The 22044-nt window shown below is 48.4% G+C and carries 19 protein-coding genes and 1 riboswitch; of the genes, 13 read left to right on the plus strand and 6 right to left on the minus strand.

The features are described 5' to 3' along the window. Window positions 1-70: 70 nt before the first annotated feature. From ACP26N_RS13440 to ACP26N_RS13450, 3 genes are read left to right on the plus strand one after another with little or no spacing between them, the layout of a single operon-like run. On the plus strand, window positions 71-916 hold the full coding sequence (locus ACP26N_RS13440) for a DegV family protein (RefSeq protein ID WP_131972266.1): 846 nt from the start codon (window positions 71-73) through the stop codon (window positions 914-916). Between the two features lie 59 nt (window positions 917-975). After that, window positions 976-1704 (plus strand): TspO/MBR family protein, encoded by a 729-nt coding sequence (locus tag ACP26N_RS13445; RefSeq protein ID WP_012371394.1) that lies wholly within the window; start codon window positions 976-978, stop codon window positions 1702-1704. Window positions 1705-1755: 51 nt separating this feature from the next. Continuing rightward, entirely contained in the window at window positions 1756-2103 is a 348-nt protein-coding gene (locus tag ACP26N_RS13450) for an iron-sulfur cluster biosynthesis family protein (protein ID WP_131972264.1), read from the plus strand. Between the two features lie 255 nt (window positions 2104-2358). On the opposite strand, the gene ACP26N_RS13455 is transcribed toward ACP26N_RS13450, so the two are convergent. The 3 genes from ACP26N_RS13455 to ACP26N_RS13465 all read right to left on the minus strand — a co-directional run bounded on the left by ACP26N_RS13455 (window position 2359) and on the right by ACP26N_RS13465 (window position 5901). Then, on the minus strand, window positions 2359-4401 hold the full coding sequence (locus tag ACP26N_RS13455) for a putative bifunctional diguanylate cyclase/phosphodiesterase (RefSeq protein ID WP_131972263.1): 2043 nt from the start codon (window positions 4399-4401) through the stop codon (window positions 2359-2361). Between the two features lie 196 nt (window positions 4402-4597). Further along, complete coding sequence (locus tag ACP26N_RS13460) at window positions 4598-5356, minus strand: anti-sigma factor (protein ID WP_188004708.1); 759 nt, start codon at window positions 5354-5356, stop codon at window positions 4598-4600. Continuing rightward, entirely contained in the window at window positions 5356-5901 is a 546-nt protein-coding gene (locus ACP26N_RS13465; RefSeq protein WP_012371398.1) for an RNA polymerase sigma factor, read from the minus strand. The genes ACP26N_RS13460 and ACP26N_RS13465 overlap by 1 nt, the downstream gene beginning before the upstream one ends. A 229-nt stretch (window positions 5902-6130) precedes the next feature. On the opposite strand from ACP26N_RS13465, the gene ACP26N_RS13470 reads away from it, so the two are divergent. From ACP26N_RS13470 to ACP26N_RS13485, 4 genes are all read left to right on the plus strand, one after another. Next, the gene (locus ACP26N_RS13470) at window positions 6131-6394 is read left to right on the plus strand and encodes a metal-sensitive transcriptional regulator (RefSeq protein WP_012371399.1); all 264 of its coding nucleotides are present in this window, start codon (window positions 6131-6133) and stop codon (window positions 6392-6394) included. Window positions 6395-6542: 148 nt separating this feature from the next. Further along, window positions 6543-7067 carry a YceI family protein gene (locus ACP26N_RS13475; RefSeq protein WP_131502291.1) on the plus strand — a complete coding sequence of 175 codons (525 nt, stop codon included), beginning with the start codon at window positions 6543-6545 and terminating at the stop codon, window positions 7065-7067. 36 nt (window positions 7068-7103) lie between these two features. Continuing rightward, complete coding sequence (locus ACP26N_RS13480; protein ID WP_214767472.1) at window positions 7104-7907, plus strand: SMP-30/gluconolactonase/LRE family protein; 804 nt, start codon at window positions 7104-7106, stop codon at window positions 7905-7907. Between the two features lie 102 nt (window positions 7908-8009). Further along, window positions 8010-8738 (plus strand): MBL fold metallo-hydrolase, encoded by a 729-nt coding sequence (locus ACP26N_RS13485; protein ID WP_188004712.1) that lies wholly within the window; start codon window positions 8010-8012, stop codon window positions 8736-8738. A 101-nt stretch (window positions 8739-8839) separates the two neighbouring features. On the opposite strand, the gene ACP26N_RS13490 is transcribed toward ACP26N_RS13485, so the two are convergent. Further along, window positions 8840-10450, minus strand: a complete 1611-nt coding sequence (locus ACP26N_RS13490; RefSeq protein ID WP_214767466.1) for an alpha-glucosidase — start codon at window positions 10448-10450, stop codon at window positions 8840-8842. A 163-nt stretch (window positions 10451-10613) separates the two neighbouring features. Between ACP26N_RS13490 and ACP26N_RS13495 the strand changes: the two genes are divergently transcribed. The 4 genes from ACP26N_RS13495 to ACP26N_RS13510 all read left to right on the plus strand — a co-directional run bounded on the left by ACP26N_RS13495 (window position 10614) and on the right by ACP26N_RS13510 (window position 14569). Then, on the plus strand, window positions 10614-11801 hold the full coding sequence (locus ACP26N_RS13495) for an aminotransferase class I/II-fold pyridoxal phosphate-dependent enzyme (RefSeq protein WP_426354069.1): 1188 nt from the start codon (window positions 10614-10616) through the stop codon (window positions 11799-11801). A gap of 62 nt (window positions 11802-11863) precedes the next feature. After that, window positions 11864-11967: riboswitch (SAM riboswitch) on the plus strand. A gap of 83 nt (window positions 11968-12050) precedes the next feature. Continuing rightward, a complete protein-coding gene (locus ACP26N_RS13500) occupies window positions 12051-13064 on the plus strand; it encodes a methionine ABC transporter ATP-binding protein (RefSeq protein ID WP_131972256.1) in 1014 nt (337 codons plus the stop codon). Next, complete coding sequence (locus ACP26N_RS13505) at window positions 13054-13719, plus strand: methionine ABC transporter permease (RefSeq protein WP_131972255.1); 666 nt, start codon at window positions 13054-13056, stop codon at window positions 13717-13719. The genes ACP26N_RS13500 and ACP26N_RS13505 overlap by 11 nt, the downstream gene beginning before the upstream one ends. 34 nt (window positions 13720-13753) lie before the next feature. Beyond that, a complete protein-coding gene (locus tag ACP26N_RS13510) occupies window positions 13754-14569 on the plus strand; it encodes a MetQ/NlpA family ABC transporter substrate-binding protein (protein WP_426354072.1) in 816 nt (271 codons plus the stop codon). 285 nt (window positions 14570-14854) lie between these two features. Here ACP26N_RS13510 and ACP26N_RS13515 read toward each other — a convergent pair whose 3' ends face one another. Continuing rightward, on the minus strand, window positions 14855-15733 hold the full coding sequence (locus ACP26N_RS13515; protein ID WP_131502299.1) for a CAP domain-containing protein: 879 nt from the start codon (window positions 15731-15733) through the stop codon (window positions 14855-14857). A gap of 358 nt (window positions 15734-16091) precedes the next feature. Here ACP26N_RS13515 and ACP26N_RS13520 point away from each other — a divergent pair, with 358 nt between their 5' ends. Beyond that, entirely contained in the window at window positions 16092-16448 is a 357-nt protein-coding gene (locus ACP26N_RS13520; RefSeq protein ID WP_131502300.1) for a hypothetical protein, read from the plus strand. A 24-nt stretch (window positions 16449-16472) separates the two neighbouring features. Here ACP26N_RS13520 and ACP26N_RS13525 read toward each other — a convergent pair whose 3' ends face one another. Then, the gene (locus ACP26N_RS13525; RefSeq protein ID WP_426354075.1) at window positions 16473-19220 is read right to left on the minus strand and encodes a chitobiase/beta-hexosaminidase C-terminal domain-containing protein; all 2748 of its coding nucleotides are present in this window, start codon (window positions 19218-19220) and stop codon (window positions 16473-16475) included. A gap of 758 nt (window positions 19221-19978) precedes the next feature. Here ACP26N_RS13525 and ACP26N_RS13530 point away from each other — a divergent pair. Continuing rightward, on the plus strand, window positions 19979-22012 hold the full coding sequence (locus ACP26N_RS13530) for a thioredoxin domain-containing protein (protein WP_426354076.1): 2034 nt from the start codon (window positions 19979-19981) through the stop codon (window positions 22010-22012). Window positions 22013-22044: the final 32 nt, after the last annotated feature.

The following is a 22044-nucleotide window of genomic DNA, read 5'->3' on the forward strand; positions in this document are numbered from 1 at the left end:
GGGTTCATTTGACAGCGATAACGCTTACAACTACAATTAATACCAGGTACTAAAATAAGGAGGAAACAGCATGAAGATTGCATGGATTACAGACAGTACGACGATTTTGCCCGATTCGATTTCTCAGCACGAAGACTTGACCGTCGTCCCTCTTCTCGTCATGAAGGATGGTGAAAGTTTTACGGACGGCGTCGATGTCGAGGCCGAGACCGTCTATCAATGGATCGATGCGAAACATAAGGTCACGACCAGCCAACCGTCGATCGGTACGTTCACGGAACACTATGAACGGTTAAAAGAGCAGTATGATATCGGCTTTGCGATCCATCTTTCAAGCGAGCTGAGCGGGACGTATAACGCTTCTGTTCAAGGGGCTGAAATTGCCGGATTCCGGTTGATTGCCATCGATTCCCGTTGCGGCATCTATCCGGCGGGCCAATTGCTTGCGGAAGCGATGCAACTCGCAGCAGATGGAATGGCAGTCACAGAGATCGAGCAGTATATTTTAGAGCGCCGCTTCGATCATCATATCGAGTTCACGGTCGCGAACCTCGATCAGCTGCAGGCAGGCGGACGCATTTCCTCGACGAAGGCGTTTGTCGGTAACTTACTTCAATTGCGGCCTCTGTTTCATTTCGAAGAAGGGAAAATCGTACCGTATCAGACGGTTCGAACGTTCAAGAAAGCGCATGGGAAGATTTATGACCATCTCGTTGAAATGCTTGAGAGCGGAACGGTCACTGATGTTTCATTATTCCATGCAACTGCCTACGATTTGGCGTTCGAGTGGAAAACGAATCTCGAAAAGCGGTTCGATGTCACAGTTCGCATCGATAACTTAACGCCTGTTCTCGGTTCACATACCGGTAATCCGGCCATCGGCATGTCGTTCTTAAATCCGACGAGCCGACGCTGATGTCTAAAGAGTCAAATATCCGGGTAAACCTCCTTTAGAGATTAAAGGAGGTTTTTGTATTGAAAAACAAATGGATTTGGCTCAACTGGCTTGGTTTTGTTTTTACGATCGCTGTCAATGCGCTTGACGGTGGAAAGACAGGACGGATTTCGGACACGATCATGACCTATTTCAAACCCGCAGGTTATGCTTTCTCAATTTGGGGACTTATCTATCTTGTTTTGCTCGTCTGGTTGATCATGCAGACGATTCCGAAATTCAAGGAACATGATATCGCAAAAAAAATCGGACCGTGGTTCTTGATCAGTTGTCTGTTCAATGCCGGTTGGATTGTTACGTTCTCATACAAGTTATTCCCGCTGTCGGTCGTCGTCATCGTCGGTCTTCTCGTTTCACTGATCGTGATTTACTCAAAAATCGACCGCGAGACAAAAGCCTTACGCTTTAAATTGCCGTTCTCGCTTTACCTCGGTTGGGTATCGGTTGCGACGATTGCCAATATCTTCTTGACCATCGATACCGAAAACATCAACTCATGGCTTGGAATCGGCGATGCCGGTTGGACGATGATCATGCTTGGTGTTGGTGTAGTTCTCGCCTTGTTGTTCATGTTCTTTAACCGCGATCCGATTTATCCGCTCGTCTTCGTCTGGGCTTACATTGCAATCAACTTCCAGTCGGATAACGGGCTTGTTGATACAGTTGTTCTCGGAAGTGTCGTCGTCCTGCTTGCCGGATATGTCTTCCTGCTCGTCCGGATGCGCCGGCAAATGCGCGTGAGCAACTAACGTTATTTTCTGCCCGGTTCGGCGTATAATGAAGTCAAAGGAGTGAATGTCATGCATATCACATTTACAGAAACGGCTCTGGCACGCATCGACCAGTTACGCGGGGATACTCCCGGTCAACTGCATCTTTATTATGATACGGAAGGATGCGGTTGCGGGAACTCCGGCATCTTCAGCATCCGGCTCGTCGAAGGGGCGGCGGACGAAGATATGACGATTGATTCAAACGTCGGACCGGTCCTCGTTAAACGGTGGTCGAGCCATTTTCTCGATCAGGAAATGACGCTTGATTACAATCCCGAGAAAAAATCATTGATTCTAAAAAGTGATGGTCAATACTTCAATACGAACGTCCTCGTTACCGATCAGACCGGCTGCCAGTTGACAGCCAACCGGTAAGACGACAAAAAAGGCAGCTTCCCTTGTGGAAAGCTGCCTTTGTAGTGTGATGGACAGACAGGTACTGGATTGAGTAGAGAGCTGAGCAACCATCGAAATGTACGGCGATTCTGTCTGCATCTTGCACAAGTCGAACAAATTCCTGCCCGGAATTCGTTCACGAAGCCATTGCGTCCCCCATGATCGCACACATATTCCTCGTGTGCTTATCCAGTATACGTAAAAAGACACGGATTGGATTGAACGGATGTGCTGTCAGCCCACATCCAGGACAGTTCGTTCAATCGTCTGCTGGTCGAGATCCTTGACCTTGACCGGACGGCTGTAATAATAGCCCTGCCCATAGTCACATCCGAGTCGTTTCAGGAATTCATGCTGCTCAAGCGTCTCGACGCCTTCCGCCACCACTTCAATCCCAAGACTCTTCGCCAACTGGATGATCATTTCGGTAATCGCCGTTCCCCGCTCATCATGCGGTACTTCATCAATGAATGATTTATCAATCTTCAAGATATCGATCGGTAAATGCTTTAAATGCGTCAGCGAGGACAGTCCTGTCCCGAAGTCATCGAGCGCAATCGTCAAACTCAATTGCTTTAATTCTCCGAGCATCAATAAGGCCCGCTCCAGATTTTCCATGACGGATGTCTCCGTAATTTCCAGTTGAAGTTGCAATTCTCCGCCGTTCTTCAACGAATGATGAACGATTTCCTTGATCATCAGATTATGCGATTCCGACCGGAAATGCATCGCTGACAGGTTGACGGAGACTTGACGGATGAAGTGATCCTCTTCCCGCCAGACTTCCATTTGCTTGACAGTTTCCTGCAGTACCCACTGGGTCAGCCGATGGATCAGACTGTACTTTTCAGCGAGTGGAATGAATTCCGCCGGTGAAATGAAACCGAATTTCGGATGATTCCAGCGAATCAGGACTTCTGCCTGCTCGACCTTGCCTGTTGCCAGCGCAATTTTCGGTTGATAGACGAGATTAAACTCTTTAAAGTCCGTCATGGCCCGACGGAGGGAACCGACGATTTGTTGTTCCCGGCGATCCGAATGGAGCAGTTCATCGTAGATGACAAAACGGTCCCGTCCTTCATTTTTCCCTGCACGCAGGGCGCTTTCCATCTGACCAATCCGCATTTCCAGTGTATCCGTAATATTCGGAACGATGATGCCGATGGTCGCAGTCAAATGAATCTCCTGCCCGTCGAGAAAAATCGGTTGCCGGATTGCTTCCAGGACATCCGTGAAGGCCTCTTCGAGCAGATCGGGATGGATGTTTTGAATCAGGAAAAATTGGGTTCCATTGTAACGGATACAAGCTTCATCTTCTTGAAGTAACGCTTTGATCCGGTCCGAGAATTGCCGAATGACGATGTCTCCCTGATCAAAGCCGAATGTATCATTGATCCATTTGTACCCGTCCAGATCGAGCAACGCCATCGTCATCCGCTTTTTCGTCCGGCTGTATTGTCCGTCGACTTTTGACATATGATGATCCAGCCAACGGCGATTGTGCAATCCGGTCAAATGATCCGTATACGCCATCATCTGTAAGGCCCGCCGTTCAAGATGAATATACAGTCCGACGATCAACAGAACGATTAAAAAGACCGGAACTGCCACGTCGCTTAAGATATTTGATGTGACGGGGCTGGCTGAGACGTCCACTCCCGAAGCACCGGGAACACAAAACGTCGTCCCGAGCATTCCGACATAGTGCATCGTTGAAATACCAAACCCCATTAAGATGGCAACGGGAATCAAAATTCGTTTTTTATCGACATGCCGTGTCATATACAGCAACAGGAGGGCGACATAAGCGACCGTGATGGCAATCACAATCGATAACGTGAATAACGCCGCATCATAGCGGACATCCCCATCGAACTGCATCGCAACCATACCAAGATAATGCATCATGGCGATTCCCATCCCCATTAACGTTCCGGCAATGATGACTTTTTTCCGTGTCAGCTCCGAATAATATAAGAGATAAAAGGCAATCCAGGCAGCCGTCACGGCGGGGACGATTGACAGGAACATCAGCACCCAGTCGTATTTGACCGGTACCGCCAACTCAAATGCCCCCATGCCAACGAAGTGCATACCCCAAATGGATAATCCCATCGTCAAGGAAGAGACGAACAATGCTCTTTTCTTTAAAGATACGGCTTTTGCCAACCGGCGATTTAATTCAAGTGAGGCATAGGATCCGACAATGGCCACGATGACCGATAGGATGACCAGTGTCTCTTCGTAATGTTTCGTTAAGGTGATCCATTCATTCATGATAAGTGCCTCTCTTTTTTGACTGACATTCCTATTAGTATCGTCTGCTTACCGGTATTTTTTCAGTCTTCTGAAGAAATTTCATTAGAATGCGTGTGCTTTTTTCTAAAAGAGGCGGATATACTCGAAAAACGAACAAAAAAAGGGATGCTGTTGATATCGCATCCCCTTACTGTTATCTCTCATTCACTGATTGTTATAACGCGACGGAAGCCACGACTTCGCCGGTCGGTTTTTCTAAATCCGGTTCAGGTTCGACTGTGATGGCGACCGCATCAATTGTTCCGTCTCCTTTGATCGGGAAGACAGCTGCCGCTTCCCCGTCCTGTTCGATGACCCCGTTCGCACGAGGCGTATCACCTTGAATCGTCCAAAGTTGATACAACTCACCCTTCTTCAGCGGCGGTAAATCTTTCAGTTGGACAAGCATGAATTCCTGATCATCTTTTGTAAAAATCATGCTTGACCCCTTAATTGAGGCCGTACTTTCAAAGTTGCCCATTCCTTTGACTTCGTCCATCGCAAACTCTTCCGCCGGAGAAGACTCGTCTTGCGACAAGAAGTAGGCGTTGGCACCAAGTGACAGGATCAAGGCGGCTGCGATACTCATCAACCATCCGAGCGGCACAGACCGTTTTTTCTCTTTCTTCGATCGTACTGCGTCGAGGTCAGACAAGTGCGTCTCCTCTACAGCCGGTTTTTCAACTGCTGCTTGCACCGGTTTTTGTCCTTGTTTCGTCGATCCAAGGACTTCACCGAGAATTCTTGACTTCATGCCGGTTGGTATCGGTCGTTCCGGAAGTGATTCCGCGATGGGCAGCATCAAGTCTTGCATCTCTTGGAGCGCCTGTTTGCAGTCATCACAAGTCGCCAAGTGTGCCTCGAACGCGTCGCGATCGGCAGCTGATAATGTTCCGTTGAAGTAATCGATTAAATCATGACAACGTTCTTCCATCAACGTTCCCTCCCGTCTAGTAATTTCCGGAGTGCCTGGATAGCACTCCTTATTCTGGTTTTCACCGTTCCAAGCGGTAAATTAAGCTGATCTGAAATTTGTTGTTGTGTCAGGCCTTTAAAATAAACGAGTTCAATTAACTCTTGTTGATCGGGTTTCAGTTCATTGACGGCATCGCGGACTTCCGTCGCCGTTTCCCGCTGCATGACCGTCCGTTCGACCGGTTCATCATATCCGCCGTCCCGCTCCTCGACTTCAATCGTCGGTTGGCGTTTCTCGCGTCTCAGACAGTCGAGCGCTGCATTGCGGGTAATCGTTAATATCCAAGAGGAGAACTTTCCTTTATCGGTATTAAAATCGACCCGTCCGTTCCAAATCTTCATCCAGACTTCCTGGATGACTTCTTCTGATAAACGATCATTGTTCGTAAAGCGATGAGCGAATGAGAACAACAGTCTTTCATACTTGTCATACAGTACTTCGAGAGCTTGTTCATCTCCACTGCGCATCTGATGATAAAGCGATTCATCGGATTGAGTATGCATCCTTCTCCTCCTTGGTGATCAGTCAGCCTTATCATATAGTATACGCAAGCTGACGCAAAATCGTTTTAGTTTTTTCACTTTATTTCATTTTTTTGTCCACCACATCCATATTCCCTATTCCGCTAAAAAATATAGCTGAAAAAAGCGGTTAGATTGACAGCAATACCGTGATGGGCATAGCATAAAGGTATCGAACAGACGGATTGCATCTTAGAATGGAGGAAAATGAATGGATTACGATCGTAAAATGAAGAACCGGGTCAGCCGGATCGAAGGACAACTTCGCGGTATTTTGCGAATGATGGAAGAAGGACAGGATTGCCGTGATGTCATCACGCAACTGTCGGCTGCCCGCTCCGCCATTGACCGGACGATTGGTGTCGTCGTCAGCTCCAATCTGATCGAGTGTGTCAAAGAAGCCGAACAATCCGGCGAAGGACAGACGGAGGAATTGGTTAAGGAAGCCGTTAACTTGCTGGTAAAAAGCCGCTAATCGATTCCTTGGAATCGTTGATAGTCTTGCTCTGCTTGGATGCGGTGCAAGACTTATTTTTGTTTCCGCTGTATGTTTTGGAATCGAGATAAAAAGGAACAATAAAAGGCATGACGAAAAGTGACTTGAACATGAGGAGGAACCGAATATGGCTACGTATCAACTCGATCAGGACCACAGCTCCATCACATTCTCAGTCAAACACATGATGATTTCAAAGGTTAAAGGAGAGTTTCGTGACTTTACCTTCGATGTCAGTGGAGAAGCACATGATTTGGAAAACGCTTCTGCTGTCGTAACGATTCCGGTCGCTACGATAGACACACGCAGTGCGGACCGCGATACACATTTGAAATCAGCTGATTTCTTCGATGTCGAGCAGTATCCGAACATTACTTACCGTGTGACTTCGTTTAAAAAACACTCCGGTGACGAATATGAAGTGACCGGTGATTTGACGATTAAGGATGTTACGCGGACAGAAACGTTTAAGGTCGAGTATGAAGGCAGCGGTGTTGATCCTTGGGGTAATACACGTTCCGGTTTTGAAGTCGACGGGAAGATCAAACGGGAAGACTACAATCTCACCTGGAACGTCGCGCTCGAAGCCGGAGGTGTTCTGGTCGGCAGTGATGTGAAGTTCCAATTGCACCTCGAGTTCATTCACGGGTAATTAGTAGAGATCATAGTAGACGTAGGGGGAAATCAGATGACAGTTTCACTTTTTATTGATGTTGCATGTAAGACCGGGGAATCACCGGTGTATGACGCTAAAACCAAACGATTTTATTTCGTCGATATTCCGGGCAAGCTTCTTTTTTCATATGACTTAACGACAGAGGCTTTAAAACCGTACCAAGTACCAAGTGCCATCACATCGATCGCTTTGACGGATGCGCCGGATTTCCTTCGTGTCACGTCGGCACATGGTTTCGGAACGTTTGATTTAAAGGAAGGACACCTCTCACTGGAAACCCAATTGACGCTTCCTGACTCCGACCGGATGAATGACGGGAAACTTGATCCATCGGGTCAGTATGTGGCCGGAAGTATCAATGAAGAGGACGGCGAGACCGCTTCCCTCTATCGTCTGCGTCATGACGGTTCCGTCGATGTCCTCCTCGAAAACTTAACGAACTCGAACGGACTCGTTTGGTCCGAGGACGGTAAGACACTCTATCACATCGATACGCCGACGAAAAAAGTCTATGCCTTCGACTATGCTGCGGATCAACCGTTGACAAACCGCCGGGTGGCCATCGACTTAGAGGACGAAGACGGTTTCCCGGATGGTATGACCAAAGACACGGAAGGTCATGTCTTCATCGCCCATTATGCCGGATCATGCTTAACACGCTGGAATCTTGAAACCGGTGAAAAACTCGCCCAGATTGATTTCCCGGTTTCGAACCCGACTTGTCCGATTCTGTACGAAGACCGTCTACTGGTCACGACAGCAGCAGACGGGGACGATTCCGAACATGCCGGAGCCGTTTTCGAAGTGACGTATTAACACATTTGCTCCCTCACGAGAGGGAGTTTTTTTGTAGACGTCTGTACTAAAACAGGCGATACTAAAACAGAAGTGTATATTATGACGAGGGAGTGTAATCGGATGCATATTTCGACGATCGAACGACTTCATCAACTGCAAACAACGCCGTCCTTCTTCCCGGTCAACTGTTACTTATTTGAAGAAGCGGACAGCCTCACCCTGATTGATACGGGGATTTCACTGAATGCCAAAGCGATTTATTCCGTCATCAAGTCGTTTGACAAACCGTTACAGTCCATCATCCTGACTCATGCGCATGCCGATCACGTCGGATCCCTTGATTTTTTAGCAAGTGCTTTCCCGCTTGCCGAAGTCTCGATCAGTTACCGGGATGCGGCTCTCCTCAGCGGGGATGAGTCGTTGCGCGAAGGCGAGACGACACCGCTGAAAGGCGGCATTCCAAAAAACATCAAAACCCGTCCGGACCGGTTGCTCGAAAGCGGTCAACAGATCGGCAGTTTAAGTGTCATTGCTTCTCCGGGACACACACCGGGTTCCATCTCCCTGTGGCATGAAGGCAGTCGGACGTTGATTGCCGGTGACGCTTTCCAAACTCAGGGTGGTCTGGCGGTTTCGGGGGACACGCGTTGGCAGTTCCCCTTCCCGTCACTTGCGACCTGGGATAAGGAAGTCGCCCTCCAATCGGCACATCAGTTGACGGAATTGACACCGGACGTCCTGGCAGTCGGTCACGGACCGCTCGTCGTCGCACCAAGCTTCGATATGCGCCAGGCAGTCGACCGGTTCGAACAGCTCTTATCCTCGAAAAAGCGCAACGGCTATACGTAAAAAAATCAGCTGGTTCAAAAAAATCCGGACATTTCCTGCTCCTCATTTAGAAATGAAGAGTAGAAGATGTCCGGATTTTTTCTGTTGACCGTCGCCGCCAGTTAAGGCATCTCATATTGGTACAATCGGGCTTCGTACGGTGCCAATCGATTGATGTCCGCGGTCTCATAATTCGTCAGAATCAACTGTTCTTCCGGTAAACCAAACGTCGTCGTCACCGGTTCATCATGGACGTTCAAGACGATCCGCCAAACCACTCCGCCCAGGACCCGTTCATAGACATACAGGTATGGATCCTGAATCGCCAGATCACGATAACCTCCGTAAACCATGACCGGATGAGTCTTCCGTAAATCAATCAGTTGCCGGTAAAACACCAGCACGGAATGCGGATCCTGTTCCGCTGTTTCGACGTTGATGTCACGGTAGTTCGGATTGACCGTCATCCATGGCGTCGCTGCGGTGAATCCGGCTGCTTTGCCGGTATTCCACTGCATCGGTGTCCGTGAATTATCTCGCGCCCGCAACTGCATCGAGGACAGGACGGTTCCGGGTGATTCGCCGGCGGCAATCCGTTCGGCGTATTGATTCCGAAATGCGACGTCCTGATAAGACTCGGGATCAGAAAAACGAATGCCGGTCATGCCGATTTCTTCACCCTGATAAATGTACGGGATGCCCGGTAACGTGTGCAGCATCAAGCCCAGTAGCTTGGCACTTTCGACACGATACCGTTCGCTTCCGAACCGGGTCACCTGACGGGTGTGGTCATGGTTATTCAAAAACTGTGACGCGACTCCGCTCGGATAAAGCGCTTCGTACCAGCGCTTCTGGATTTGTTTGAAGCGCGGTAAATCCATCGTCTCCATGTCATCCGCGACTTCGAAGTGAAACAGCGTCCGCAACTCATTCCGTTCCTCACCGACATACAGTAACCCGTCTTCCGGGCCGACGAACGGAATCTCACCGACGGTAAAGAGATCGGTTCCCGCCAGTACTTCCTGGTGCATCTCCTGCAAGAATTCATGAATGCCCGGCTGGTTCCCTAAGTAGGATAAATTCAGAGGATCTGCGACATCATCATACGTCGCCCGTTTCTTGATCAGGTTGATGACATCCATCCTGAAGCCGTCGATTCCTTTCTCGGCCCACCACCGCATCATCGTATACACAGCCTGCCGGACTGCAGGATGTTCCCAGTTCAAGTCCGGTTGCTCCGATGCAAAGGAATGGAAGTAATACTGCTGGCGTGTCTCATCCCACGTCCAAGGGCTCGGCGCAAAATACGACCGCCAATTGTTCGGCGGTGTTCCTTTGACCCCGTCCCGCCAAATGTACCAATCGGCTTTCTCGTTTGTCCGACTGCTGCGGGATTCTTTAAACCACGTGTGTTGATCACTCGTATGATTGACGACCAAATCAAGAATCAGTTTCAGTCCCCGTTCATGGGCGGACGCAATCAGTTCTTCCAGATCCGACATCGTTCCCGCCTTCGGCATAATCGAGTAATAATCCGAAATGTCGTATCCGTTATCGACATCCGGTGATGTATAACAGGGATTTAACCAGATGACATCGACACCAAGGGAAGCGATGTAATCGAGTTTTTCAATTACTCCGCGTAAATCGCCCATCCCGTCTCCGTTCGAATCTTTAAAACTGCGCCAATACACTTGATAGACAACGGCTTCTTTCCACCAGGCCCGATTCATCCCATCATCTCCTTTGTGATTCAATCGTATTCTAGTTCAGTGTATCAAAAACACGAAAGCCATCGGTTCTTTTTCCCAATTATCAGCAATTATTAAAAAACTCTTTTCTTTTTTCTGAAAATTCGTTATCCTTGACGACAATACCCAACAAGGAGGAAGACAGATGAAACATTTCTCCCCATCGATTGCGATTGATCGGTTACCCGCTCCGGTCTTCGCCGAGCTCGCCCAGCGGATCGGTGCCGTCAAGGCTGCTGGTCATGACGTCATCACGCTTGGTCAGGGAACACCGGATCAGACGACACCCGTACATATTCTGGATGCCTTGAAAGAAGCAATCAATGACGCTTCAAACCTCCAGTACCCGCCATTTCGCGGACACGATTTCCTCAAACAGGCTGTCGCGGATTTTTATCAGTCAGAGTTTGGCGTAAACATCGATCCGGCCTCTGAAGTCGCCATTTTGCTCGGCAGCAAAGCCGGTATCGTCGCTTTACCGCAAACGATCGTCAATCCCGGTGAAGGTGTCATTGTTCCTGATCCCGGATACCCGGATTACTTATCCGGCGCCGCCCTTGCCGGAGCTTACCCGATCACATTGCCGCTCCTTGCGGAAAATGCTTTTTTACCTGACTACACGTTACTTGATACGACAGATGTCGAACGGGCCCGGATGTTGTTCCTCAACTACCCGAGCAATCCGACCGGGGCGACGGCAACAGCGGAAGCCTTCGAGCAAACGGTTTCCTTCGCTGATGCGAACGACATTTGCGTCGTCCACGACCTCGCCTACGGCGGAATCAGCTTCGACGGTCCGACCCGCAGTTTCCTCCAGACGGAAGGCGCAAAAGACGTCGGAATCGAACTGTTTTCATTATCGAAACGTTTTAACATGTCCGGTTTCCGAATCGCCTTCGCCATCGGGAATCCGTCCGTCATCGCAAGTATCGAGACGTACCAGGAACACTTATACGTCAGTGCTTTCACACCGATTCAACAGGCAGCAACCGTCGCTCTTTCAAGCGATCAGACGTGTGTCCGCGAACTGAGCGCTCTGTATGAAGCGCGGCGTGATGCCTTGTTCGGCAAGTTACAGGAAATCAGTTGGGACGGACCGATCCCGGGCGGTTCGTTCTTCGTCTGGTTGCCGGTCCCGTCCGGCTACACGTCCCAAAGCTTTACCGATCACCTGCTCGACGAAGCGCATGTCGCCGTTACACCGGGACATTTCTTCGGCGAATACGGGGAAGGTTACGTCCGGATCAGCCTGATTGCTGACGCCGAACGACTCGTCGAAGCAGCTGAACGGATTGGTCAATTGAATCTGTTTCGCCAGACCGTTGCGGAATAATTCTGAAAAAACGTTTGACAAATGGGAATGATTTCCGTTACAGTAAGTCCCAACAGCATATCTACTTATCGAGAGCGACCGAGGGATTAGGCCCAACGACGTCCGGCAACCACCTTTAAGGAACGGTGCCACATCCTACAGAATGTTTCATTCTGAGAGATAAGTTACGAAATCTTACACTTCGTCGCTTTTTTCTGGTTGCTCTTAACTGGAAAAAGGCGATTTTTTTGTATAGGGAGGAAACGACAGATGATTGAATTTAAAGGGATCACTAAACGGTTCGTTCGTGACCGGACACCCATTTTTGCCTTACGTGACGTCAATTTAACGATTCAGCAAGGTGAAATCTTTGGCATCATCGGTGAATCCGGTGCCGGAAAAAGCACCCTGCTCCGTCTGATCAACGGACTGGAGACACCGACACAAGGAACAGTTAAAGTATCGGGCACTAATCTGTCCGGCCTCTCCAAAGGCAGCTTACGTGAACTGCGTTTGAACATCGGGATGATCTTTCAACACTTCCAATTGATTCAATCCCGGAACGTCGCCGATAATATCGCCTTCGCCTTAAAGGCTGCCGGCGTCAAACGGACTGACTTCCCGCAACGGATCAAAGAGCTCGTCTCCCTGGTCGGACTCGAAGGCTTCGAGACGAATTTCCCGAGTCAGCTCAGCGGCGGTCAAAAGCAACGGGTCGGGATTGCCCGCGCCCTTGCGAATAATCCGAGTGTCCTGTTATGTGACGAAGCGACGTCCGCTCTTGATCCGGTCACGACGCTGCAAATTCTCGAACTGCTGAAAGACTTGAATGAACGGCTTGGCCTGACGATCATTCTCATTACCCATGAAATCGATGTCGTCAAACAGATCTGTCACCGGGTTGCCGTCATGGCGCAAGGTGAAGTCGTTGAAGTCGCCCGTACATACGACCTGTTCAGTCAGCCGGCACATGATGTCACGAAACATTATGTCGATACGGCACTCCAGATCGAGTTACCGGAACGGATCTTGCGAACGACACCGGGAAAAATTATCCGCCTGCAATTCACAGGTGAAAAGACCGGTGAAAGTACGTTATCGGAAGCAATTAAACAGTTTGATATTTCCGTCAGCATCCTCCACGGTAAGGTCGACTATATCCAGAACGTCGCTTTCGGAGTGCTGATTGTCAGTTTGACCGGTCCGACCCTTCACGTGAACCGCTCCTTGACGTGGCTCGAAGAACAACTTCACACGCTTGAGGTGATCCAGGATGTGGCTTGAACGGATTGAAACCATGTTACCGGATCTTGCGAAAGCGTTAGCGGAAACGGCTTTGATGGTCGGAATCTCACTCGGCTTCGCCCTCATCATCGGGATTCCACTCGGGATCTTACTGTTCATCACGGACCGGGGACTATTTTTCCAAAACGTCGTCGTTCGCAGCATCTTGGACTTTTTCGTTAATATCGTCCGTTCGTTACCGTTCATCATCCTGCTCGTCGCGTTGATTCCGCTGACACAACTGTTACTCGATAATACAATTGGACCGACTGCTGCTTCCGTCAGCCTGAGTGTCGCCGCCATTCCGTTTCTCGCCCGACTGGTCGAGACATCGCTCCGTGAGATTCCACCGGGATTAATCGAAGCAGCAGAAGCCTGTGGTGCGACACCGTTTCGGATCATCATCAGTGCACTCTTACCGGAAGCCCTTCCCGGCATCATTCAAGCCGTCACTTTGACGACCATCAGTCTGATCGGATTTTCCGCCATGGCCGGTATCGTCGGTGGTGGCGGCGTCGGTGACCTGGCCATCCGCTTCGGCTATTACCGGTACGACAATGTCGTCATGATTGTGACGATCGTCGTCCTCGTTATCATTGTTCAAAGTATTCAAGGGCTCGGCAATGTTCTGGCCCGTCGTGCTGATAAGCGTTAACCAAAAATAGAGAATCGTAAGGGAGAGAATGAATATGAAAAAACGTTATGCCTTTTTAGCAACAGGACTACTCGGAGCCGGTATTCTTGCCGGTTGCGGCGACAGCAGCGCCAAAGAAGACAACAAATCGATCAAGATCGGGGCAACGAGCGGACCTTACAGCGACATGGTCAAAGAAGCGATCCAACCCGGGCTTGAAAAGAAAGGCTACGACGTCGAAATCGTCGAGTTCGGGGATTATATTCAACCGAACATCGCACTTGGCAGTGGCGACATCGACGCCAACTTGTTCCAACACTCGATCTACCTGAAGACATTTGCGAAGGAAAAGAACCTCGACCTTAAAGGACTGATTACTGTCCCAACGGCGCCGATGGGTTTATACAGCAAATCCTACAAGTCGCTTGATGACGTCAAGACGGGAGCAGAAGTCGCGACACCAAATGATCCGACGAACCAGGCCCGGGCACTGAATCTGTTGGCTGAACAAGGTTGGATTGAACTCAAAGCCGACGCGGATCCGTTGACGGTCTCGGAAAAAGATATCGTCAAGAATCCGAAGAAACTTGTCATCAAGCCCCTCGAGGCCGCTCAATTACCACGTGCCATTGACAGTGTTGATATCTCTGCCGTTCCGGGAAACTTCGCGTTAGCTGCGAAATTTGATTTACTCGATGCACTGGCACTCGAAAAAATGGATGAGCAGTACCGTAACCTGGTCGCCATCAAAACTTCTAATGAAGATAAACAACTTGCGAAAGACTTGACGGCTGTCGTCAAATCAGATGACTTTAACGCTGTCATCGAAAAGTCTTTTAAAGGCTTCAGTAAACCCGAGTGGACAAACTGACATAACTCTTTTTGTCTCTTAGTTCATCTAAAGATGATATAAAACCCCTGAAACAGCTGCCTCCCCTTACAAAAAGGAGGTGGAACGGTTTCAGGGGTTTTCCATTGAATGATGACTCTTGGAGAAGACAAGGCTTCGTCAATCAAAAGCCTGCTCTCATTTTTCAAGATAGGATTCAAATCTAGATGGTGCGTCATCCATCTACAGATTGATCCACACAAAAGAACCCCAATTCTGCTTTCGCAAAATCGGGGTGATACGTACACTTTCGTTTTAAATGTTGCTTCAGGGTGTCCGGAAATTAATCGTAAAGTACGGTGAATTGTCACGGAACGCAACACCGGTATCCGCCTGTTTGAAGGTCTTGTTCATGATGTTGTCCCGGTGCCCTTTCGAGTTCATCAAACCCCAGTGTGCCGCAAAGACATTCGGATAGCCCATCGATAAGTTTTCTCCGGCTGCCGAGAAGCGGATCCCGTTCTCTTTCATCCGGTCAAACGGATCGCGTCCTTCCGGATCAGTATGGGAAAAGAAATTATTTTTTGCCATGTTCTCACTGTGTGCCCGCGTGACCGGTTTTAAAGTACTGTACGGCGTCAGCGCTCCGAGTTTATAATCGGCCCGGTCCCAGTTCATCAGACGCAACATCAACTTCTCGTCCGTTGTCCGCAATGCACTGGATGCCTTGCCATAAAATCCACTTTTCTTCGCTTCGACCTCTTTCGGTATCGCGAGTGTCGCTTTCACTTTGTTGCCGTCGTGCTGATCAAAGAAGTAGGTCACATACCGGTCCTTTTTTTCATAGACGGCGGCATGATCGAGGTTCAACAAATAATTCGTATTGCCTTTCCGGTACGACTTGACGGCTTTCCAGCCTTTTTTCGCAAGGGTCGTTTCCGTGTCTTTATTTAAGACGGCCCCTTGCGTCGTCACACCGTTTTTCGAACGGTACTTTCCGTAATCCTTTCCGTCTTTCGTCAACGCCACGAACTCCTCTGTTGCTGTCCGCCTGACTTCCCAGTCATAACCCGGGTATTCACTTGTATATCGATCAATCAGCGTTCCGCCGCTTTTCGGGTAATCCGCTTCTGCTTGTTCCATCGGGGTATTTTCATAACTGAAGAAAGCGACCGCTGCTACTCCGAGGACTAACCACTTTTTCATGTACCTTTCGCCTCCTCATGTGTTCCATTACCCTAATTTTAAAAGAAATGCGTCCGTTCGAACAGTCTAAGCTGTCGTTTCAAGTGAAATCACACGATTCCCTGTTCCGCTTCACAGTTTTGACACATCTCAGATTTTTTGTGCAAAAGAGGTCTGACGTCTTTATTTATGGCATTCTCACACCATTATCATACATAAAATAAACTATTCTTTCCCTGTTGTTAAAATGTGTGAACATTCTTTTATTTTTATTCCCTTTAAATGTTGTTGCCGTTCCTGAAAACCCTCGCTATCATTAGAACTCGTAAGGAAAAAATAAGGAAATTCCATATAATATTCACTTCCAAAGGAGTATGCCATGATTCTACTTTATTTTATCTATGAATCGATTACGTTTTTACCGATTCAGCAGTATCTGTTTTCCGGATGGCTGATTTTAGTGTTGTTGACCGTCTCGTTCAGTCTCGCGAATGCCCATGAAGAAGTCCACATCAGTCAACGGTTCGGCTTCGAACTTCTCGTTCCTGGTGTCGGTCATCTGTTACGCAAACAGTTTCTTCCCGGTCTTGCCATCATTCTGTTATTGATCATCATTCATTTTACGTACATGTTCCGGGTCGTCCCGTTACACCTCGCGTTATTACTTACCTTCTCGATCAGTCTGCTGTCCTTTTTCTCACTCTTTATCCGAATACACAAAAAAGCGGACAATTAAGTCCGCTTTTTTTAATACAACTGCTTAGTATTTCGTTGTTTCTTTTAATTTGTAACCATTCGACAGTTCAAGCCAAATCGTTTTCCCTTTTTTCGTTTTCACCTGGATATACGGACGACCTTGAGAAACACGCAGTTCAAGTAAATCTCCTTGTTGATCGGCATGTGTTTCGCTTGCCTTGTCCCACTTCCCGGCAAGTTGACGCTCGATGAAGATATGCTTTCCTTTTTGAACAGCACGCCATTTTCCGATTTCTGCTTTACCATTTACTGCGACAGCACTTTCCATTCCTTGAATGGAAATGATGGCTGGATCGTGGTCACTCGCACTGCCGTCCGCTTCCATATAATCCGAGTTGATGTTGACGATATCAGACGATGTATACGGCTTCAGGTTTTTCGAAATCAAGACATGGTCGAGAACCTGTGCGTTTCCGTTATAGACGTAAGAATAACGTTCCGATTTCGGAAGATCATCCACTGTGTTCCAGAGGTTGTCCCCTTTTAAGATATCAAGTGTTTTCGAGAACTGGAAGTCATTCAAGTCACCCAGTACGACGACGTTCGAGTCTTTCACTTCTGTTTCCAGTTCATTGACGAAGTTTTGGACGATGCCAGCGATTGCGTGACGCTGAACTTCACTCTTACGAACGACCGGTTGATTTTTACCGAAGTCCGCTCCATCGCCACCTTTTGAATTAAAGTGGTTGACGATGATGTGATACGATTCGCCTTTAAAGATGAATTCGCCGACGAGCGGTTTCCGTGAGCTGTCAAAGTTTGGATCGTTCGGTTGAATGCGACCCGGGTTGTTCGTCAGCTTACCGTTTTCAACGGCAACAGCTTCTGTCGCTGTTCCTTTTTCACCTGGTGCAAGTGAAACACGAGCCGGGTTGTATAAGAAACCGACACGGATATTTCCGCCCGGTTGTCCGCCGTCTTTTTTATCTTCCGGTGCGATATCCGTATACGCATAACGGACACCTGTTTTCGCTTCGATTGCTGTAATCAATGTCTCAAATGATTTCGATGCATCGACTGTGCCGCTGTCTGTCGCCCCATCGTTATCCTGCATCTCTGTCAAACCGACGATATCCGGTGTTTTCAGGAATGTCGCGATTCCTTCCGAGACACGGTCGACTTTTCCGGCATCCGCCGTTGAAGCAAAGTTTTCCACGTTATACGAAGCAACCGTCAAACGTGAATCGCCTGTTTCAATGTTCGTCGGTTGACGATCGACTTCACTTGTAATCAGTTTCGGTAAGTCTGCTGCTTTCGCTAACACTTTATACGCTGAGTAATTATAGCTCATGACTCCTTCGATTGTTCCTTCGAAACGGTCCCCTGATTTCGCGCGGTACGAGCTGCTGCCCATCTCGACGAACAGACGCTCCGGATTGGCATTATCCGCTGTCAGAATCGGTGTGCCGCGTTTCGTGTAGACTTTATCCGCTGTTTGCGTACGGACCGGAATCGTCCGGTTGGCCTGCGGTCCCGTGACGATGGCATTTGGAAGCGCGACACGCATTCCTTCGACACTTTCGTATAAATCGATTGCATCTTCAGCCGGATCAAACTCAGCAAATGAATCGTTGTCGATGACTTTCGTCGGAATCAAGACACCGTTTTCCCCGAGAACGATACTTGCCGGCAATCCTGAGTTCAATGCACCTTTAACAAGATTAACGGTACTGATTTCCGTCACCGCGAGATCCGTATCGAACTTGTCACTGTATCCGCCAAGCAACCATTCTTTGACGTATCCTGTAGTTGCGACAGTCTGTCCGACTGCTGCACCGTGGTTTTTCGCGTAGACCAGCACTCCTTCAGACGTTTTACTGTTGTTATCCGGATTTGGATCCTGCATGTAGAAGTTGTTGGCATCGACGATATATGTGACGACACCCGTCGTCCGGACAAGTTGATCCGCGTATGGTGATGTATGCGCGACTCCTTGAATGCTGCTGATTTTCGTGATTGGAGGTGCGATGTAGTATTTGAATGTCGAAACAGCAGACGTTTTTCCGTCTTTGACGGCCACTGCCTGAATCGTCATTTCTTCATTAATTGTAATCGGACCGGAGTAGACCGGACTTTCAGCAGTCGGTGTTGATCCGTCGACGGTATAGTGGATCGTACCTTCTCCGTTTAACGTCACTTGATCGCCGCGATCGACTTCTCCGACCGGTGACGCCGTCGGTGCGACTAAAATGTCTCCGGCTTCAGCAGCGTGCGTCCCGAGATTCGTTAACGTGTCGACCGGGAAGCTTGTCCATTGTGATGGTTCGTATGTTTTCGAACCGGCTGTTACGTTTGAGTTCCGAACGAGTGTCGTATCTTTCGCGAAATCAGCACTTGAGCCGACCGGACCGATAATATCGAGGACGACATCGCCTTTTTTCAAGGCAACAGGATCATTTCCGTTAAAGTTTAGTGAACCTGTTGTTTGCTGAGCTTTTCCTTTAATGTCTGCATTCGCACTTGAATTGGCAATGACAAATGTTTTTCCCGGCTCAAGCGTTCCCGACAGTGTAATTTTTGACTCCGTCGGTCCACCATTCGTATATTGAACAAGCGTGTAATCTGAAAGATTGATGATTTGACCCGAACCATTATAAATTTCAATCGCTTTGTTGTTGCTTGACCCCTCTATGTACTCGGACAAGATGACGCCTTCGCCTTCTGCCCCGACCGTAATGCCTGCTTGTGGAAGAATTCCTGCTGTTAATGCTCCGACCAATGCCCACTTCCCAAACGTACTGACGTTCTTCATGATGTTGACCCCCTATGAATTTTCTGACACTTCTTTATATTATCAGATTAATTCATGAATAGTGTATGTTTTATGTAAAAAAAGATGTTAATATTCGTAAAAGAATAACTTGTTAACGCTTACAAAAATTAATCATTCGTCTTTCAGGATGGAATGCTCAGCTTCCGTAGTCATATTTATGAAAAAACGGCATAAAAAAAACGCCTTTTCAGCGTGTCTGTTTTTTAGGTGTCATGAGAATCGAGGATACAGGTGATCAAAACACCTGAAACGACGAAAGCCCTACCTCTCTTTCGTTGTTACGGCTCCTTGGCCGCGCCAGCTGAATCAAGCGTTTTAGCAAGAATCAAGTTACGCGTTGGGTTGCGTATTTACTGGGATTTTTAGAATTTCGCTCGGAAATGAGCTGAAAAGTATCGAATGGAAGGTTTATCTTGCTGGGTCAACTTCTTCTCGTTCAACAGAAGAAGGACAAAATAAAAGCGATGACTTATGTCTGACTCATTTGTCAGTAAGGTCTAAAAATCCTGACCTGATTATTAAATTGTGTATTTTTGTGATGGATTCTCACATGAGTGATCATCCCCGATTCATGACAAAATTTAATATACCACGTTTTATTTTATAAAGTCAATCTTTTTTAAGAAACTTCTATTTTGGATACGGGTCCTTTTGTTGATTCATCTCCCGAACACCGGTATCGTTAAGGTTATCAAAAGACGACTGACTATTACTATAGAAGAAACGAGGTTTTAGAGATGGCGACGAATCGACTGATCAATGAAAAAAGTCCTTATTTACTCCAACACGCCACCAATCCGGTTGATTGGTATCCATGGGGGGAAGAAGCGTTTGCCGCTGCCCGTTCGGCGAACAAACCGATTTTCCTGTCGATTGGCTATTCGACCTGTCATTGGTGCCATGTTTTGGCACACGAAAGCTTCGAAGACGAAGAAACGGCCCGGATGCTGAATGACTGGTTCATCTCGATCAAAGTCGACCGGGAAGAACGACCGGATATCGATCAGATTTATATGACGGCGGCCCAACTGATGAACGGACAGGGCGGTTGGCCGCTCAGCGTCTTCATGTCCCCGGATCAGACACCTTTTTACATCGGTACCTATTTTCCGAAGACACCGCAATTCAACCGCCCGAGCTTCCGACAGGTTCTTTTGCAGCTCAGTGAACACTACCGGACCGATCCGGGCAAAATCAAACGGGTCGGACAGGAAATCATTCAGGCGTTAACGGCGGTCACGACCTTCGACTCAGAGGATCCACTGGATGAGGCATTGGTCCACGAGACATTTGATCAGGCAATGCGTCAGTTTGATGTGGAGAACGGCGGGTTTGGCACAGCTCCTAAGTTCCCATCGCCTTCGTTGCTGACTTTCCTGCTCGATTATTACCGGTTCGCAGAAGATGAGACCGCCTTGCAAATGGTCATGCGGACCTTAACCGCGATGCGGGATGGCGGAATCACCGATCACGTTGGATTCGGTCTTTACCGGTATACGGTCGATGAACGCTGGGAAATCCCGCATTTTGAAAAAATGTTGTATGACAATGCCTTATTTGCGACATTATGTATCGAAACGTATCAAGTATCGGGTAGAGAACGGTTTAAACAATATGCGGAAGAAATTTTTGCGTACATCGAACGCGATTTGTCCTCTCCGGACGGTGTGTTTTATTCGGCAGAAGATGCGGACAGCGAAGGTCGCGAAGGTCTTTTTTATACGTTCACATTCGATGAACTGACGGATTTACTCGGACAAGACGCCGTTTTCCCACTTCTCTATCAAGCCACGCCTCAAGGAAACTTCGAAGGGCGGATTGTTTTTCGGCGGACCGGTCAATCGATTCAGCAACTCTCGGCTGATCGAAATACCGCTGTCCAAGATATCCTGATCCAACTCGAGCAGGAGCGCCGGACCTTGTTGCTCTTCCGTAGTCAAAGGACCCGTCCGTTCCGTGACGATAAGGTCTTAACGTCTTGGAACGCCTTGATGATTTCTGCCTATGCGAAAGCAGGACGTGTTTTTAACGATGAGCGGTATACAGAGCGTGCCCGACAGGCTTTGACGTTCCTTGAGACCCATTTGATGGACGACGACCGGTTACACGTCCGGTACCGTCAAGGTCATATTCAAGGAAACGGTTATCTCGATGACTACAGTTTCTTGACGGAAGCTTATCTCGAGCTGCATCAAACGACACAGCACATCCCCTATCTCAAACAGGCAATCCGGCTGACAGAGCGGATGATCGGGGACTTCTCTGACGAAGACGGCAGCTTTTTCTTTACTTCATTTGAGGACGAGACGTTACTCATGCGGCCGAAAGATGTTTATGACGGCGTCAAACCGGCCGGTAACAGCACGGCTGTCTCGAATCTGCTTCGTTTATCCCAGCTGACAGGCCGGACCGACTACCGGGATCAGGCCCAGCGGAACTTCTCGACGCTTGCTTCCGAAATTAAATCTCAACCGACCGGTTTCGCCAGTCTTCTGAGTGTCTACACGCGGACGTTGATGGAACCAAAGGAGTTGATCTTGTTGACGGAATCTTACACGGACGTCGCCTCGTTTCTGACGCAGCTCCATCAGCGCCGCCTGCCTGAACTTTCACTGCTCGTCGGTTCAAAAACGGACTTGCTCGAAATCGCTCCATTCCTTGCCACGTACGATGCTCCGACTCGACAGGCGACAGCCTATCTTTGTCATGATTTTCAATGCGACCGACCGACGACTAATCTGTCGGAACTTTTTCAAAAAATCATGATATGACTTAATTCCCTTCTGTTTCCTAAAACAGAAGG

This window comes from Exiguobacterium sp. R-39 (assembly GCF_049942815.1).
Classification (GTDB): Bacteria; Bacillota; Bacilli; order Exiguobacteriales; family Exiguobacteriaceae; genus Exiguobacterium_A.